Origin of the sequence: Helicobacter pylori, assembly GCF_003636935.1 — a bacterium.
Lineage (GTDB): Bacteria > Campylobacterota > Campylobacteria > Campylobacterales > Helicobacteraceae > Helicobacter > Helicobacter pylori_CH.
Genome location: NZ_MVVH01000004.1, coordinates 65,348 through 80,069, shown reverse-complemented (window position 1 = coordinate 80,069; position 14,722 = coordinate 65,348). Strand labels below are relative to the sequence as shown.

At 39.8% G+C, this 14,722-nt stretch carries 15 protein-coding genes; 7 read left to right on the top strand and 8 right to left on the bottom strand.

Features of this window, described 5'->3' with window-relative positions; all coding sequences use genetic code 11:
- Positions 1-24: 24 nt before the first annotated feature.
- Positions 25-600, bottom strand: a complete 576-nt coding sequence (gene rplC, locus EAL87_RS03950) for a 50S ribosomal protein L3 (RefSeq protein ID WP_000395323.1) — start codon at positions 598-600, stop codon at positions 25-27.
- A 36-nt stretch (positions 601-636) separates the two neighbouring features.
- Positions 637-951: a 30S ribosomal protein S10 gene (gene rpsJ / locus EAL87_RS03945; protein ID WP_000411561.1), complete on the bottom strand. Its 315-nt coding sequence runs from the start codon at positions 949-951 to the stop codon at positions 637-639.
- 209 nt (positions 952-1,160) lie between these two features.
- On the opposite strand from rpsJ, the gene EAL87_RS03940 reads away from it, so the two are divergent.
- Both EAL87_RS03940 and EAL87_RS03935 read left to right on the top strand, forming a co-directional pair.
- Entirely contained in the window at positions 1,161-2,249 is a 1,089-nt protein-coding gene (locus tag EAL87_RS03940) for an ATP-binding protein (RefSeq protein ID WP_162972591.1), read from the top strand.
- A gap of 296 nt (positions 2,250-2,545) precedes the next feature.
- Positions 2,546-3,124, top strand: coding sequence for a hypothetical protein (locus tag EAL87_RS03935; protein ID WP_162972590.1), 579 nt, complete (start codon positions 2,546-2,548; stop codon positions 3,122-3,124).
- On the opposite strand, the gene EAL87_RS03930 is transcribed toward EAL87_RS03935, so the two are convergent.
- From EAL87_RS03930 to fumC, 3 genes are read right to left on the bottom strand one after another with little or no spacing between them, the layout of a single operon-like run.
- Positions 3,098-3,715, bottom strand: coding sequence for a ribonuclease HII (locus EAL87_RS03930; RefSeq protein WP_162972588.1), 618 nt, complete (start codon positions 3,713-3,715; stop codon positions 3,098-3,100). The genes EAL87_RS03935 and EAL87_RS03930 overlap by 27 nt on opposite strands.
- 30 nt (positions 3,716-3,745) lie before the next feature.
- Positions 3,746-3,997 carry a hypothetical protein gene (locus tag EAL87_RS03925; RefSeq protein ID WP_120913106.1) on the bottom strand — a complete coding sequence of 84 codons (252 nt, stop codon included), beginning with the start codon at positions 3,995-3,997 and terminating at the stop codon, positions 3,746-3,748.
- A 22-nt stretch (positions 3,998-4,019) separates the two neighbouring features.
- A complete protein-coding gene (fumC, locus tag EAL87_RS03920) occupies positions 4,020-5,411 on the bottom strand; it encodes a class II fumarate hydratase (RefSeq protein ID WP_120913104.1) in 1,392 nt (463 codons plus the stop codon).
- Between the two features lie 175 nt (positions 5,412-5,586).
- On the opposite strand from fumC, the gene crdA reads away from it, so the two are divergent.
- The 4 genes from crdA to EAL87_RS03900 are packed head-to-tail and all read left to right on the top strand — an operon-like array spanning position 5,587 to position 11,310.
- The gene (gene crdA / locus EAL87_RS03915; RefSeq protein WP_120913101.1) at positions 5,587-5,964 is read left to right on the top strand and encodes a copper resistance determinant CrdA; all 378 of its coding nucleotides are present in this window, start codon (positions 5,587-5,589) and stop codon (positions 5,962-5,964) included.
- Positions 5,965-5,968: 4 nt separating this feature from the next.
- Positions 5,969-7,207, top strand: a complete 1,239-nt coding sequence (crdB, locus tag EAL87_RS03910) for a copper resistance outer membrane protein CrdB (protein WP_120913099.1) — start codon at positions 5,969-5,971, stop codon at positions 7,205-7,207.
- Positions 7,204-8,202: an efflux RND transporter periplasmic adaptor subunit gene (locus tag EAL87_RS03905; RefSeq protein ID WP_120913097.1), complete on the top strand. Its 999-nt coding sequence runs from the start codon at positions 7,204-7,206 to the stop codon at positions 8,200-8,202. Before crdB ends, EAL87_RS03905 begins: the two co-directional genes overlap by 4 nt.
- Positions 8,203-11,310 carry an efflux RND transporter permease subunit gene (locus EAL87_RS03900; RefSeq protein ID WP_120913095.1) on the top strand — a complete coding sequence of 1,036 codons (3,108 nt, stop codon included), beginning with the start codon at positions 8,203-8,205 and terminating at the stop codon, positions 11,308-11,310. It abuts the gene before it with no gap.
- A gap of 2 nt (positions 11,311-11,312) precedes the next feature.
- On the opposite strand, the gene EAL87_RS03895 is transcribed toward EAL87_RS03900, so the two are convergent.
- Genes EAL87_RS03895 through dnaJ form a run of 3 tightly spaced genes read right to left on the bottom strand, consistent with a single transcriptional unit; the run spans position 11,313 to position 13,460 of the window.
- On the bottom strand, positions 11,313-11,660 hold the full coding sequence (locus EAL87_RS03895) for a branched-chain amino acid transporter permease (RefSeq protein ID WP_120913093.1): 348 nt from the start codon (positions 11,658-11,660) through the stop codon (positions 11,313-11,315).
- The gene (gene azlC / locus EAL87_RS03890) at positions 11,654-12,340 is read right to left on the bottom strand and encodes an azaleucine resistance protein AzlC (protein WP_120913091.1); all 687 of its coding nucleotides are present in this window, start codon (positions 12,338-12,340) and stop codon (positions 11,654-11,656) included. The genes EAL87_RS03895 and azlC overlap by 7 nt, the downstream gene beginning before the upstream one ends.
- Positions 12,341-12,350: 10 nt before the next feature.
- Positions 12,351-13,460 carry a molecular chaperone DnaJ gene (gene dnaJ, locus EAL87_RS03885; protein ID WP_120913089.1) on the bottom strand — a complete coding sequence of 370 codons (1,110 nt, stop codon included), beginning with the start codon at positions 13,458-13,460 and terminating at the stop codon, positions 12,351-12,353.
- A 124-nt stretch (positions 13,461-13,584) separates the two neighbouring features.
- On the opposite strand from dnaJ, the gene EAL87_RS03880 reads away from it, so the two are divergent.
- The gene (locus tag EAL87_RS03880; RefSeq protein WP_120913087.1) at positions 13,585-14,715 is read left to right on the top strand and encodes a hypothetical protein; all 1,131 of its coding nucleotides are present in this window, start codon (positions 13,585-13,587) and stop codon (positions 14,713-14,715) included.
- The last annotated feature ends 7 nt before the right edge of the window (positions 14,716-14,722 follow it).

Here is a 14,722-nt window from a genome sequence, read left to right as displayed (position 1 = left end):
TTATATTATATTCAATGTATGGTTTTATACCGCTCTAATGCGTCCATAAGCCCCAGAAAAGCCGGCCACTGAACCCTTTAGCACTAACACCATACTTTCTTTATCAAAAGAGAGCACCTCGTTTTGGCAAGTAACTAGCTCATTGCCATAATGCCCTGCCATTTTCCTACCCTTTTGCACTCTTCCTGGCCATTCTCTGTTACCAATAGAACCAGGGCGGCGATGGAAACGGCTCCCATGCGCTGCAGGCCCGCCTTGGAAATTCCAACGCTTCATCACCCCCGCAAAGCCTCTTCCCTTAGTTTTAAAGCTCGCTTTAACCCTTTTAAGCGTTTCTAAAGCGCTCAAATCCAAATCGCCCAACTCTTGTTGTTGGGAAGCTTTTAAGGTAGCGAAATGGTTGAACTCTTTGCTGAGTTGGTATTTCTTTTGCTGGCCTTCAATCGCCTTATTGTGTTTTTTATGCATCGCATAGGCCACCAAAGCTTTCCCGTTTTCTAGCTGGCACACTTTCGCTTGCAAGACTTTAAGCAAGGTTACAGGCGTGCTGTTAGCATCAATCGTGCGGCTCATGCCTATCTTTTGAACTAAAAATTCCATATCTAACCCTTATTTTATTATCTCAATGCGTTAGGACTACTTCGTTTCCATAGAAGTTACTTCTACATCCACCTCAGGAGCTAAATCCAACTTCATCAAGCTATCCACGGTTTCTGGGGTGGCCGAGATAATATCAATCAATCGGCTATAAACCCTAATCTCAAACTGCTCTCTTGAATCCTTATTGACATGCGGGGAGCGTAAAACGGTGTAACGCTTATTCTTAGTCGGTAAAGGAATAGGCCCTCTAATTTCAGAACCTGAGCGCTTTACGGCTTCCACGATAGCCACAACAGAGCGATCCAACACTCTATGGTCATAAGCTTTGAGCTTCAACCTGATTTTTTCCATAAACTCTCCTAAAAGAACTCGTTTCATTCGTTACTCAAAACAGAATAAAACAATAAAATAAAAACTGAAATACTACTCAAAATGCGCCCTTTAGTCAATAACTTTTGCTATTTTTAGGGCTTTTTAGAGATTTTTACTTCCTTTTTATAAGGAAATATAAAAAAATGCGCTACGATTATCTTAATCCAATCCCATTTGTAAGGAAGTTTATGCCCCTTTCTTGCTTGCACCCTTTTGGGCCTTTTGAAACCCCTAAAGAGCCGGCTTTAAACAACCCGCTTTTAAAGACGCCTTCAAGCGATAAAATCTGTCTTTTAGGGCCGATGAAATCCGGTAAAACCACTTTCGCCATGAAACTAGCGAAGGATTTTAAAAACCCTGTGTATATCAATTACAACGACATGCGTTTGAATAAAAATATCTTAGGCTCATGGCTTTTAAAATGGCATTTAGAAAAGAAAATGGATTTGCTCATTTTAGATCGTATTGAGCACTTGGATTTCAGCCTGCCTAAGCTTCCTAAAATCGTTCTTATCCCTAATTATTTAAGCCCCATAACAGCACCTAATTTTTGCTTATGCTATGCGTTAGGGTTGAATTTTAAGGAATATGGTAGCTTTTTCAAGCCCAACACCCCTAAAAACACCCTGTTTAACCGCTTTTTAAGAGACGGCAACGCTTTAGATTCGCTTTTTGCAGAAAACGAGCAAGAAAAAATCCTAAAAAAACAAGAAAATATCAAACTAGCCTTTCAAACTTACGCCCCCTTAATGGCTAAAATCTGCTCGTATCAGTCTAAGTTTGTGAGCGCTTTTTATCTTTATACGCAACTCAAAAAAGAGCTTAAGGTCTCCAAAGACACCCTTTATAAATTGTTACACGCGCTAGAAAAACAACGCATCCTTTTTTTAGTCCCTAGTTTTGAAAGCCATAAAACCAAATTGTATCTGTGCGATTTTGCCTTACCTTATAGCCTGACTCCTAACCCCTCGCTTTTAAGCGTTTTTGAAAACATGGTTTTTTTAGAGCTTTACAAGCAATTCCCTAGCTTCAAGCTTTACTCCCATGATAATGGGATTTTTATCTTGCGCAAAAATTCTACCGACAAGCTCGCCCTCATCGCCCACGCTTTCCCCACGCCCCATTTTTTAGAAAAACAGCTTTTATGGTGCCATAAACATGGGTTTTTTAATATCGTGGTGGTTTCTATTAACGCCCCCATTTCAGCAACTAATCCCCCCTACAAACACCTTAATTTCATTGATTTTTCTTTGGATATTCAATCTATTTTGGTATAATAGTTATTATGTATTTATGTATTTATGTATTTATGTATTTATGTATTTATGTATTTATGTATTTATGTATTTATGTATTTATGTATTTATGTATTTATGTATTTATGTATTTATGTATTTATGTATTTATGTATTTAATATTATTAATAAAATTTTTAATTGATTATTTAATATTTTTTATTTTTTCTTAAGCTAACCCACTATAAGCTATCCTAGTATTTCGCTTTTTTGAGAAATACCACCTACCCTAAAAGCGTAGGGCATTTTTAATATTTTTTTATAGAGAGGAAGCTACAATGAACGCATTGAAAAAGTTAAGTTTCTGCACCTTGTTATCCTTAGGCCTTTTCACTCAAACAGTGCATGCCAAGAGTTTTCAAGACATCGCAGACTATCCTAGTTGGCTTAAAGTCAATCTTTTTAACGAAAAGAACCCGCCCAATCAATATGTCGGATCGGCTTCAATTTCTGGTAAAAGAAACGATTTTTATTCCAACTACATCCCCTATGATGACAAATTGCCCCCTGAAGCAAACGCTGAAAAAGTGGCTTTTTTAAGGGCCAAAATGAACGCTTACAGCTCGTTAGAAAGCGTTTTAATCACTAAATTGCACCATCGCATTGTTAAAGCGCTTCAAGTTAAAAATAATGTTATCAGCTGTTTATTTGGGCTTGTTGATTTTTTAGCGTCTAAATCCATTTTAGCCAAAAGGTTCGTGGATACCACCAACCATCGTGTGTATGTTATGGTGCAATTCCCTTTCATTCAGCCTGAAGACTTAATCGCTTACTTTAAAGCCAAACGCATCAACCTTTCTTTAACGAGCGCTACCCATCTCAGCACCCTTTTAAATAAGGCGTTGTTCCACATCTAGGGGTTTGGCTTGAAATAACGAGCGGTTTTTAAGCGTGAAGCTATGCCGATGAAAGGGCGTAGCCCCTAGCTTAATGATCGCTTCTATATGTTGTTTAGTCCCATACCCGCAATTCTTATCCCAGCCGTATTCTTTAAATAAAGCGTGCAATTTTAGCATTTCTCTGTCCTTAGCAGCTTTCGCTAAAACAGACGCCATAGCGATTTGAGCGACTTTGTCATCGCCCTTGATGATGGTTTGTATATTAGGGTATCGTTTATCCAAGCCAAACGCCGTGTTGCCGTCTATTTTTATTTCATTGGCTAAAGAGCAACCATTTTCTACAATCTCTTCAATAGCGAGTTTCAAACACACCCCTAAGCCTAATTTATCAATTTCATTCGCGCTTTTTTTAATCACGCAAAACCCCACCTCACCATGCGTTTTGATTTTATCTTCTAAGAAAAAGCGCTTTTTTTGGCTGAGCTTCTTGCTGTCTTTTAAACCCATGCTCAAAAACTCTAAGGCTGTTTTTTCATTACACACCACCCCAGCCACAAAAAGCGAACCAGCCAAACACCCCCTACCCGCTTCATCAATGCCTAAAATCATTGATACGCAACCCAACCGGTATCAAAATTCCTACTCACACGCTCCATGCGTTATCCTGTTTTCTCTTAGCTTCTTAATAAACTCTGTTAATTCTTTTTCAAAGTTTTTCACGCTTTTTCTGTCGCTTGGCGATGAAGGGATAGTCAAATGATGCGCTCCACCGGTTAGCTTGGCATGCTTGCTTCCAGATTCCAAATAAAGATTCAAATCTTTATTGTCATGCAATGCCTCTTTTAAGATCTTACGAATCTCTTTGCAATGAGTGGCTTTTTCAGGATTCATCTCACGCGCCCACCCAAGGTTTTCAAGCCTTAGGCCCGATCATCTTTTCAGGCACCACGAATTTGTCAAAATCTTCAGCGCTCAAGAGTTTCAATTCCAGCGCGCTTTCTTTTAAAGAAATGCCTTTTTTGTGGGCGTTTTTAGCGATTTTAGCGGCGTTTTCATAGCCTACATGCGGGTTTAGGGCGGTTACTAGCATTAAAGAATGGTGCAAGTAATAATCAATTTTTTCTCTGTTAGGCTCAATACCGCTTGCGCAATGGATATTAAAACTTTCCATGCTATCGCTTAAGAGCCTCAAACTTTGCAAGAAATTATAAATAATTACCGGCTTGAACACGTTCAATTCAAAATTACCCTGACTGGCCGCAATGCCAATAGCGGTATCATTCCCCATCACTTGCACGGCCACCATTGTCATCGCTTCGCATTGCGTGGGGTTGACTTTACCGGGCATAATAGAACTGCCCGGCTCGTTTTCAGGGATATTAAGCTCGCCCAGACCACAGCGCGGCCCGCTCGCAAGCCATCTAATATCGTTAGCGATTTTCATTAAATTCGCCGCTAAAGCCTTAAAAGCCCCATGCGCATAAGCGATAGCGTCATGGCTAGTGAGCGCGTGGAATTTATTGGGCGCAGAGACGAATTTCACGCCACTAAACTGGCTCAATTCTTCAGCCACTTTTTCACTCAATTCTTTATGAGCGTTTAGCCCGGTGCCTACGGCCGTCCCGCCTATGGCTAATTCTCTTAAATGCTCCAAACTCTCTAAAATTTGTTGTTTAGAATGCTCTAGCATGCTCGCATACCCGCTAAATTCTTGCCCCAAAGTTAAAGGCGTGGCGTCTTGCAAATGCGTGCGCCCGATTTTGACAATCTCTTTAAATTGTTGGCTTTTGTCTTTAAAGGTTTTTAACAGATTCTCCAAACTAGGGAGCAGTTTATGCGTGATTTCTAGCACGCTCACAATGTGCATTGCGGTAGGGAAAGTGTCGTTGGAGCTTTGAGACATGTTCACGTCATCGTTAGGGTGGATGAGTTTTTTCTCCCTGAAATTACCCCCTAAAATTTCGGTAGCCTTATTGGCAATGACCTCATTGAGGTTCATGTTCGTTTGAGTCCCGCTCCCTGTTTGCCATATCGCTAACGGGAATTCGCCGCACAACTCGCCTTTTAAAATGCAATCGCACGCCTTGATAATGGCTTGCGATTTTTCTGGGCTTAATTTCCCTAACTGGTGGTTGACTACCGCCAGACTCCTTTTGAGTTTGGCAAACGCGCCAATGAGTTCTTTAGGCATTTTTTCAGTGCCGATTTTAAAGTTTTCAAGACTGCGTTGCGTTTGAGCCCCCCAGTATTGGCTATCATCTACTTTGATTTCGCCCATCGTGTCATGTTCGATTCTAAATTGCATGCTAATCCTTTGAAATTTGATTTTAAAACCTTAAAAAAATAGCATAAACTCTTATACCTTCTACTTAAAAACCCTAATTTTTTTAAAAACAACTTCCACAATTTTTACACAAAAGAGGGTTATCATCCATTCGCAACAAGAATTTTCTTGTTATCTTAATTTAAAGGTCAAAACGATGAAAAAGTTAGCCGCTTTATTTTTAGTAAGCACGTTGGGGGTTATGAGCTTGAACGCATGGGAGCAAACCCTAAAAGCCAATGACTTGGAAGTGAAAATCAAATCCGTGGGTAACCCCATTAAAGGCGATAACACTTTCATACTCAGCCCCACTTTAAAAGGTAAGGCTTTAGAAAAAGCTATCGTTAGGGTGCAGTTTATGATGCCTGAAATGCCTGGCATGCCAGCGATGAAAGAAATGGCGCAAGTGAGCGAAAAAAACGGCATTTATGAAGCGAAAACCAATCTTTCTATGAACGGGACATGGCAGGTTAGGGTGGATATTAAATCTAAAGAGGGCCAGGTTTATCGTGCTAAAACCAGTCTGGATTTATAAGCGCATGCTGTCTTTTATGAGCGCGTTTTATAAGGGGGGCGTTTTAATACGCCTTTTAACAGCCTTGTTACTGCTTTTTAGTTTGGGTTTGGCTAAAGATTTAGAGATCCAATCTTTTGTGGCTAAATACCTTTCTAAAAATCAAAAAATACAAGCCTTACAAGAGCAAATTGACGCCTTAAATTCTCAAGAAAAAGCCGTTAGCAAATGGGATAACCCTATTTTATATTTAGGCTACAACAACGCTAATGTGAGCGATTTTTTCAGGCTGGATAGCACCTTAATGCAAAACATGAGCTTGGGTTTGTCTCAAAAAGTGGATTTAAATGGTAAAAGACTCACGCAATCTCAAATGATCGATTTAGAAAAGCAAAAAAAGATATTAGAGCTTAAAAAAACCAAACAACAATTAGCGATTAGTTTAATGATAAATGGCATTGAAAATTATAAAAACCAACAAGAAATAGAGCTTTTAAACACAGCGATTAAAAATTTAGAAAACACCCTTTATCAAGCCAACCATTCCAGTTCGCCCAATTTAATAGCGATCGCCAAGCTAGAAATTTTAAAATCGCAATTAGAAATCAAAAAAAACAATTTAGAAGAAGCGCTCTCTAGCAGCCATTATTCCATGGGTGAATTGACTTTTAAAGAAAACGAGCTTTTAAGCATTGCCCCTAAAAATTTTGAATTTAATCATGAGCAAGAGTTATATAACATCAGTGCCACTAATTACGATATTGCGATCGCTAGGCTTGATGAAGAAAAAGCGCAAAAAGACATCACTCTGGCTAAAAAAAGCTTTTTAGAAGACGTGAATGTTACCGGGGTGTATTATTTCCGCTCCAAACAATACTATAACTACGATATGTTTAGTATCGCTTTGTCTATCCCCTTACCCCTTTATGGCAAGCAGGCTAAATTAGTGGAGCAAAAGAAAAAAGAAAGCTTGGCGTTTAAAAGCGAAGTGGAAAACACCAAAAACAAAACGCGCCACTTGGCCCTAAAACTCCTTAAAAAATTAGAAACCTTGCAAAAAAACCTGGAATCGATCAATAAAATCATAAAGCAAAATGAAAAAATCGCGCAAATTTATGCGCTTGATTTGAAATCTAATGGCGATTACAACGCTTATTACAACGCTTTTAACGACAAAATCACTATCCAAATCACCCAGCTTGAAACCTTGAGCGCTCTAAATAGCGCTTATTTGTCTTTACAAAACCTTAAAGGATTGGAATGAAACGGCTTTTATTGTTAGGATTGATTCTATTTTTTAGCCCCTTATGCGCTAACGATCAAAAGGTGAAAGAAATGAAAAGCCAAATCCGTTTTAATATTTCCACCACTAAAGTCATAGAAAAAGAATTTTCTCAAAGCCGGCGCTATTATGCGCTTTTAGAGCCCAATGAAGCGCTGATTTTTTCCCAAACCCTGCGTTTTGATGGCTATGTGGAAAAGCTTTATGCGAATAAAACCTATACCCCCATTAAAAAGGGCGATAGACTATTGAGCGTGTATTCCCCTGAATTAGTGGGCGTTCAAAGCGAGCTGTTATCATCATTGAAATTCAACCAACAAGTGGGAGCAATTAAAGAAAAACTAAAACTATTAGGGTTAGAAGACTCCAGCATTGAAAAAACCATCAGCACCCATAAAGTCCAAAATGCAATCACTATTTACTCTCGCTTCAGTGGCGTTATTTTTAAAAAAAGCCCGGATTTAAATGAGGGGAGCTTCATTAAAAAAGGGCAAGAGCTTTTTCAGATCATAGATTTAAGCCAATTGTGGGCGCTTGTTAAAGTCAATCAAGAGGATTTAGAGTTTTTAAAAAACACGCATAAAGCGATCTTGTTCGTAGAAGGGATTAAAGGCGAGCAAGAAATCATGCTTGAAAACATTAACCCTATCATAAACCCGCAAGATAAAATGTTAGAAGCGCGCTTCAATGTGCCTAATGTTAAACAGCTTTATTACCCTAACATGTTCGCTCAAGTAGAAATCTTTCAAAAACCACAAAAAATGAAGATCTTGCCTAAAGAAGCGGTTTTGATTAAGGGGGGGAAAGCTATCGTGTTTAAAAAAGATGATTTTGGTTTAAGCCCATTAGAAATTAAAGCCGTCCGCTTGAGCGATGGGAGTTATGAAATTTTAGAGGGTTTAGAAGCGGGCGAAGAAGTGGCTAATAACGCTTTATTCGTGCTAGACGCTGACGCTCAAAACAATGGAGATTATTGAATGATAGAAAAAATCATTGATTTAAGCGTTAAAAACAAACTCCTTACCACTTTAATCACCCTACTCATTTTTTTAGCCTCTTTGTGGGCGATAAAAAGCGTTCGTTTGGATGCTTTGCCAGATTTAAGCCCCGCTCAAGTGGTCGTGCAAATCACTTACCCCAATCAAAGCCCTAAAATCGTGCAAGAGCAGGTTACTTACCCGTTGGTCTCTACTTTCATGAGCATCGCCAACATTGACACGGTTAGGGGGATTTCTAGCTATGAAAGCGGCTTGATTTACATCATTTTTAAAGACGGCGTGGATCTATACTGGGCTAGGGATAGGGTTTTAGAGCAATTAAACCGAGTGAATAACCTCCCCAAGGACGCTAAAGTAGAAATAGGGAGCGATTCCACTTCTATTGGCTGGGCGTATCAATACGCTCTATCTAGCGGCAGCAAGAATTTAAGCGATTTGAAAGTCTTGCAAGATTTTTATTACCGCTATGCGCTTTTAGGGGTTGATGGGGTGAGTGAGGTCGCAAGCGTGGGGGGCTTTGTGAAGGATTATGAAGTAACGCTTCAAAACGATTCTCTGATCCGTTATAACTTGAGTTTGGAGCAAGTCGCTAACGCGATTAAAAATTCCAATAACGATACCGGTGGGGGGGTTATTTTAGAAAACGGGTTTGAAAAAATTGTGCGATCCCATGGGTATATCCAATCTTTGAAGGATTTAGAAGAAATTGTCCTTAAAAAAGAAGGGGCTATCCCTTTAAAAATCAAAGATATAGCCAGCGTTAGGCTAACGCCAAAACCGCGCAGAGGGGCTGCTAACCTGAATGGCGATAAGGAAGTGGTGGGGGGGATTGTGATGGTGCGCTATCACGCTGACACTTATAAGGTGCTTAAAGCCATTAAAGAAAAAATCGCTACCCTACAAGCGAGTAACCCTGATGTGAAAATCACCAGCGTGTATGACAGGAGCGAATTGATTGAAAAAGGCATTGACAATTTGATCCACACGCTCATAGAAGAAAGCGTGATTGTGCTAGTCATTATTGCGATTTTTTTACTGCATTTCAGGAGCGCTTTAGTGGTGATTATCACTCTGCCTTTAAGCGTGTGCATCAGTTTTTTGCTCATGCGTTATTTCAATATTGAAGCGAGCATCATGAGTTTAGGGGGCATTGCGATCGCTATAGGGGCGATGGTGGATGCGGCGATTGTGATGGTGGAGAACGCTCACAAGCATTTGCAACACATTGATACGAAAGACAACACTCAAAGGGTTAATGCTATCATGCAAGGGGTTAAGCATGTGGGGGGCGCGATATTTTTTGCTTTAATGATCATCGTGGTTTCTTTCTTGCCAATTTTTGCTCTCACCGGCCAAGAAGAAAAGCTTTTTGCCCCTTTAGCTTACACCAAAACCTTTGCCATGCTAGTAGGAGCATTGCTCTCTATCACCATAGTCCCTATTTTAATGGTATGGCTCATTAAAGGGCGGATATTAGAAGAGTCTAAAAACCCCATTAACGCTTTTTTCATTAAAATTTATGGCACGAGTTTGAAGGTTGTGCTTAAGTTCAGATACGCTTTTTTAATAGCGAGCGTCTTAGGTTTAGGGGGGTTGTATGTAGCGTATAAAAAACTCAACTGGGAATTTATCCCCCAAATCAATGAAGGGGTAATCATGTATATGCCTGTAACCATTAATGGCGTGGGCATTGATACCGCTTTAGAATACTTGAAAAAAAGTAATGCCGCTATCAAGCGATTGGATTTTGTCAAACAGGTTTTTGGTAAAGTGGGGCGCGCTAACACCAGCACCGATGCTGCCGGCTTGAGCATGATAGAAACCTACATTGAATTAAAGCCGCAAAACGAATGGAAAGAAAAGCTCAGTTACAAAGAAGTTAGGGACAAATTAGAAAAAACCCTGCAATTAAAAGGCTTGACCAATTCATGGACTTACCCCATTCGTGGCAGAACGGACATGCTCTTAACCGGCATTAGAACGCCCCTAGGCATCAAGCTTTATGGTAACGACACGGATAAATTACAAGAGTTAGCGATCCTTATGGAGCAACAGCTCAAAACCCTAAAAGAGAGTTTATCCGTTTTTGCGGAGCGATCGAATAACGGCTACTACATCACGATGGATTTGAACGATGAAAATCTGGCTCGTTATGGCATCAATAAAAACGCCGTGCTAGATGCGATCAAATTCGCTCTGGGAGGAGCCACGCTCACTACCATGATTAAAGGCGTAGAAAGTTACCCTATTTCTTTACGCTTAGAAGACACCGAAAGAAACACCATTGAAAAATTAAAAAACCTCTACATCAAAACCGCTTACAATTACATGCCCTTAAGAGAATTAGCCCATGTGTATTACGACAACTCGCCGGCGGTGTTAAAGAGCGAAAAGGGCTTGAACGTGAATTTTATTTATATTGTGCCGCAAAATGGTATAAGCTCTGATACTTACAGACAACTAGCTAAAAAAGCGCTAGAAAAAATCCAATTGCCCAGTGGGTATTATTACGAATTTAGCGGCGAAAGCCAGTATTTAGAAGAAGCGTTTAAAACCTTACAATACATCGTGCCGGTGAGCGTGTTTATCATTTTTATTTTAATTGTCTTTGCTTTAAAGAATTTCACTAACTCCTTGCTATGCTTTTTCACTCTGCCGTTTGCGTTTTTGGGGGGGTTGATTTTTATGAATCTCATGGGCTTTAACATGAGCGTGGCAGCGCTAGTGGGCTTTTTAGCCCTTTTAGGGGTAGCGAGCGAAACGGCTATTGTGATGATTATTTATTTAGAAGACGCGTTTCAAAAGTTCATCAAAACCCCTTTAAAAGGACAGACGACCACCGCCTTAAAAGAAGCCATCATGCATGGGGCGGTGCTTAGAGTAAGGCCCAAGCTGATGACCTTTTTTAGCATTTTAGCTTCACTCATTCCGATCATGTATAGCCATGGCACGGGTAGTGAAATCATGAAATCCATTGCCGCGCCAATGCTAGGGGGCATGGTAAGCAGCGTTGTTTTAACGCTTTTTATCATCCCTACGGCGTATTTTGTGATTAAAAGCACTAGGGTTAAAAGCAATCAAACATGATTTTAGGGATTAAAAAAAGCCTTTTCTAGTGCATGGCTTTGGACTAAAACCATGTAAAGAATGGTAGGGAGCGTGATGCTTAAAACAAACGCCTTAAAAATGCGGTGCAAAAAAATAACGGCTAAAAAAGCGGTGATTTCATTGATCCCATAAGGGGGTTTTAAAATGTGAATGTCTTTGAAACAATAGACCACGAGCATGCCTATCACTGAGCATGACAAAGCCTTGCCTAAATAACGCACAAAGTCGTTGGGCGGGTTTTTTGCGTTAAACACCATAAAAGGCCAAATGCGCGTGAAGTAAGTCGTTATTATAATAACTAAAATAATGAGTATAGAATGCATTAACATTCTAACTGCTTTCTAAAAACAATGAGGGCAAGCACCATTAAAACTAAAGCGATGAGCAAAAAGTATTCAGTCCCAAAGAGCGCTAAACAAACGACCGCAATAACGATCCCAAGCCATGCGTTTTTGTGGTTTGTGTTTCGTTTGTATTGCTCCATAAACAGCACGATAAAAATCGCTGTCATCACAAATTCCATGCCTTGAGTGTCAAAGGAAAAATGCGAACCCACCAACGAACCCACCAACGAGCCAAAAATCCAATAAGAGTGGTTGAGTAAGGAAATGCTAAAAATAAAGTCTTTTTCACTCACCCCCTCTTTAGGAGCGTATAAATTCAATAGCGCAAAGGTTTCATCCGTGAGCGCATGCGCTAAATAGGGCAAACGCCATTGGGTGTTTTTAAATCTATCTAGCATGGAAAGCGCATAACAAGTCTGTCTCGCGTTCACTAACAAGCTCACAATAACGACATTCATCAAGCTCGCTTGTGCACTTAAAAGCGCGATCGCTATAAATTGCACCGCCCCAGCATAGATGAATAACGACATGAACAAAGCGACTTTATAATCATAGCCATGCTGGACTAAAAGCATTCCAAAAGTCATTCCCATAAGCAAATACCCTAACAAAATAGAAATGGTGTGAGGGAAAGCGTCTTTAAAGGCTTTTAGAAACTCATGCATCAACAACCCTTTATTTAAACCAATCTTTAAATTTAGAAATACAGGTTTCTAAAACGCCCTTATGCGGTTCGCTCTCATAGCCAAAACTCGCATGCAATTTTTCCAACAACCCTTGTTGTTCTTTATTCAAGCTTTTAGGATAAATCACTTGCAACACCACAATCAAACTCCCCCTATAAGAGCTTTCAGGGTGCTTCACGCCCTCGTTTCTAAACGCAAAAGTTTGCCTGTCTTTGGCGTTTCTAGGGATTTTTAATTCCAATTCGCCTCCCTTTAAAGACGGCACTTTAATCGTATGCCCCAAAGCGATAGTGGTGAAAAACACCGGCGCTTCAATGAACAAATCACAGCCTTCGCGCTTGAAATGCTCATCTTCTTTGACTCGCGCTTCTAAATACAAATCCCCTCTTTTCCCCTTCTCGTATTCATTGCCTTTATGTTTAAGCACCATGCGGTTTTGATCATCAATGCCCTCAGGGATTATCGCATCAATTTCTTCATCTTTAAGAATGTAGGTTTTACCCTTACACGCTTGGCATGGGGTTTTAATGATCTTGCCCTTGCCTTGACACGCCCCGCAAGTTTGCGCAAAACTCATAAAACCTTGGCGCATAAACACCTGCCCCTGCCCACTGCATTGCTTGCAAGCCTCTAGGGCTTTATCTTTAGCGCCCGTGCCATCGCAACTTTCACAAACGCTCTGGTATTGGACTTTAATGGTTTTCTTACAGCCAAAAACCGCTTCTTTGAAACTCAATTCAAGGGTTTGCAAATAATCCGGCACAATAGAGCTTTTTTGCCTTTTACTCCCCCTAGCGCCAAACCCAAAAGCGTCTTCAAAAAACGAGCCTAAATCTTCAAAAAAATCAGAAAAATCGCTCTGGCTCGCGCCGGCTTGGTTTAAGCCTTTTTTACCATACCTGTCGTATAAGGCCCGCTTCTTTTCATCGCTTAGCACCCCATAGGCTTCATTGATGAGCTTGAATTTTTCTTCGGCTTCTTTATCGCCGGCGTTTCGGTCCGGGTGGTATTTTAAAGCCAGCTTTCTGTAAGACTTTTTAATGGTCTCTTGGTTGCTGTGTTTTTCCACTTCTAAAATTTCATAATAACTCAATTCCACGATCGCTCCAAAAATGGCATCAAAACGCTTATTTTATCTTAAAAGCGATAATTTTGCGTGTTTTGGCGCATGCCAAAACTTAGATAAAATAACACGATGAAACTATAGTAATAAAGATAACCCCATGAGATTTTTTTGCTTTTTGTTATTTTTTCTAACTTTTTCAAACGCGCAGATAATGATGACTTTTGATTCTCAAACTAACGCCAAACTCTCGCGTTCTAACGAACAGCTTTCTGACATGCTCTATAAACTCAATGAAAGTTTGAGAATCTATCAAAGCGTGCTTTCCAATAACCAGGATCAGCTTAAAGAAATCAAAAAGGCTAACAGCACCCTAAATAGCCAGAGGCGTTTTTTTAACGCCAGCCAGATCCGCCTTATGGACACTGATGCGTTATTGAAACAAAGCGCTTTGGAATTAGAAAAATTACAAGCTTTAGAAAAACACATAAAAAAGGGCATGGAGCAAGAACGCTTAATCAAAGAATCCCAAACGCTTTTTTTACAAGAACATTGCCCTTATTTGAGCGGCGTTAAGAATTTAGAAGAGGCTTCAAACGCTTTAGAAGTCCAAGAGCAAAACAACGCCCTTTTCTTACTCAAAGAGCCTAAACTCTTTCATTTGCTCTCGCAATTGGATTTGATGAGCGCTTTAAACGCCTTATGCGATCAAGTTTTAGAAAACCAAGCCCATAACCAACAATCCCATAACAAAACCCTAGAATACAACGCCCTTATAAACCATGATTTTCAAGCCTATAAAGCCATGCGTTTAAAAAAATTTAAAAACAAGATTCAAAGCCAAATCCAAGCTAAAGAAGACGCTCTAAAAACCTTTTTACCCTTAGAAAAACGCCTAGAAACTTTAAAAACGCATTTTTTATGCGACAAAGAAAATCTCAAATCATGCGCTAAAGAATTGCGCCAACGCTACCAAAACGCCCTAATAGAGCGAGACAAAGAATTAAAAAACGCTAAAAACAACAAAGAAAAGCATGCTTTAATCTTAGCCAATTACGAGCATACTTTAAAAACCTTGAATATAGAATTTTTAAGCGAATTAAATAAGCAAATGGCATTTTTGAATGAAACCATGGCACTAAACGCACGAGTTTTAGCCCTTTTAGCCAAACAACCGACTAAAAAGCCCCTAAATTTGAGCGGTGATTTGAGCAATGAAAAGGCTCTTATTAAAAATATCCGCTTAGATCCGCATGGATTCCCTAGCTTTGAAAATTTTAAGCAAAAATGAGTTTTAA

Excerpts from the sequence above, each read along its gene's own strand:
- EAL87_RS03925 (WP_120913106.1), bottom strand. The coding sequence starts at position 3,997 with ATGAATCCTGAAAAAGCCACTCATTGCAAAGAGATTCGTAAGATCTTA.
- EAL87_RS03895 (WP_120913093.1), bottom strand. The coding sequence starts at position 11,660 with ATGTTAATGCATTCTATACTCATTATTTTAGTTATTATAATAACGACT.
- EAL87_RS03880 (WP_120913087.1), top strand. The coding sequence starts at position 13,585 with ATGAGATTTTTTTGCTTTTTGTTATTTTTTCTAACTTTTTCAAACGCG.
- crdA (WP_120913101.1), top strand. The coding sequence starts at position 5,587 with ATGAAAAAGTTAGCCGCTTTATTTTTAGTAAGCACGTTGGGGGTTATG.
- fumC (WP_120913104.1), bottom strand. The coding sequence starts at position 5,411 with ATGCAATTTAGAATCGAACATGACACGATGGGCGAAATCAAAGTAGAT.
- EAL87_RS03940 (WP_162972591.1), top strand. The coding sequence starts at position 1,161 with ATGCCCCTTTCTTGCTTGCACCCTTTTGGGCCTTTTGAAACCCCTAAA.
- azlC (WP_120913091.1), bottom strand. The coding sequence starts at position 12,340 with ATGCATGAGTTTCTAAAAGCCTTTAAAGACGCTTTCCCTCACACCATT.
- crdB (WP_120913099.1), top strand. The coding sequence starts at position 5,969 with ATGCTGTCTTTTATGAGCGCGTTTTATAAGGGGGGCGTTTTAATACGC.
- EAL87_RS03935 (WP_162972590.1), top strand. The coding sequence starts at position 2,546 with ATGAACGCATTGAAAAAGTTAAGTTTCTGCACCTTGTTATCCTTAGGC.
- EAL87_RS03905 (WP_120913097.1), top strand. The coding sequence starts at position 7,204 with ATGAAACGGCTTTTATTGTTAGGATTGATTCTATTTTTTAGCCCCTTA.
- rplC (WP_000395323.1), bottom strand. The coding sequence starts at position 600 with ATGGAATTTTTAGTTCAAAAGATAGGCATGAGCCGCACGATTGATGCT.
- rpsJ (WP_000411561.1), bottom strand. The coding sequence starts at position 951 with ATGGAAAAAATCAGGTTGAAGCTCAAAGCTTATGACCATAGAGTGTTG.
- EAL87_RS03900 (WP_120913095.1), top strand. The coding sequence starts at position 8,203 with ATGATAGAAAAAATCATTGATTTAAGCGTTAAAAACAAACTCCTTACC.
- EAL87_RS03930 (WP_162972588.1), bottom strand. The coding sequence starts at position 3,715 with ATGATTTTAGGCATTGATGAAGCGGGTAGGGGGTGTTTGGCTGGTTCG.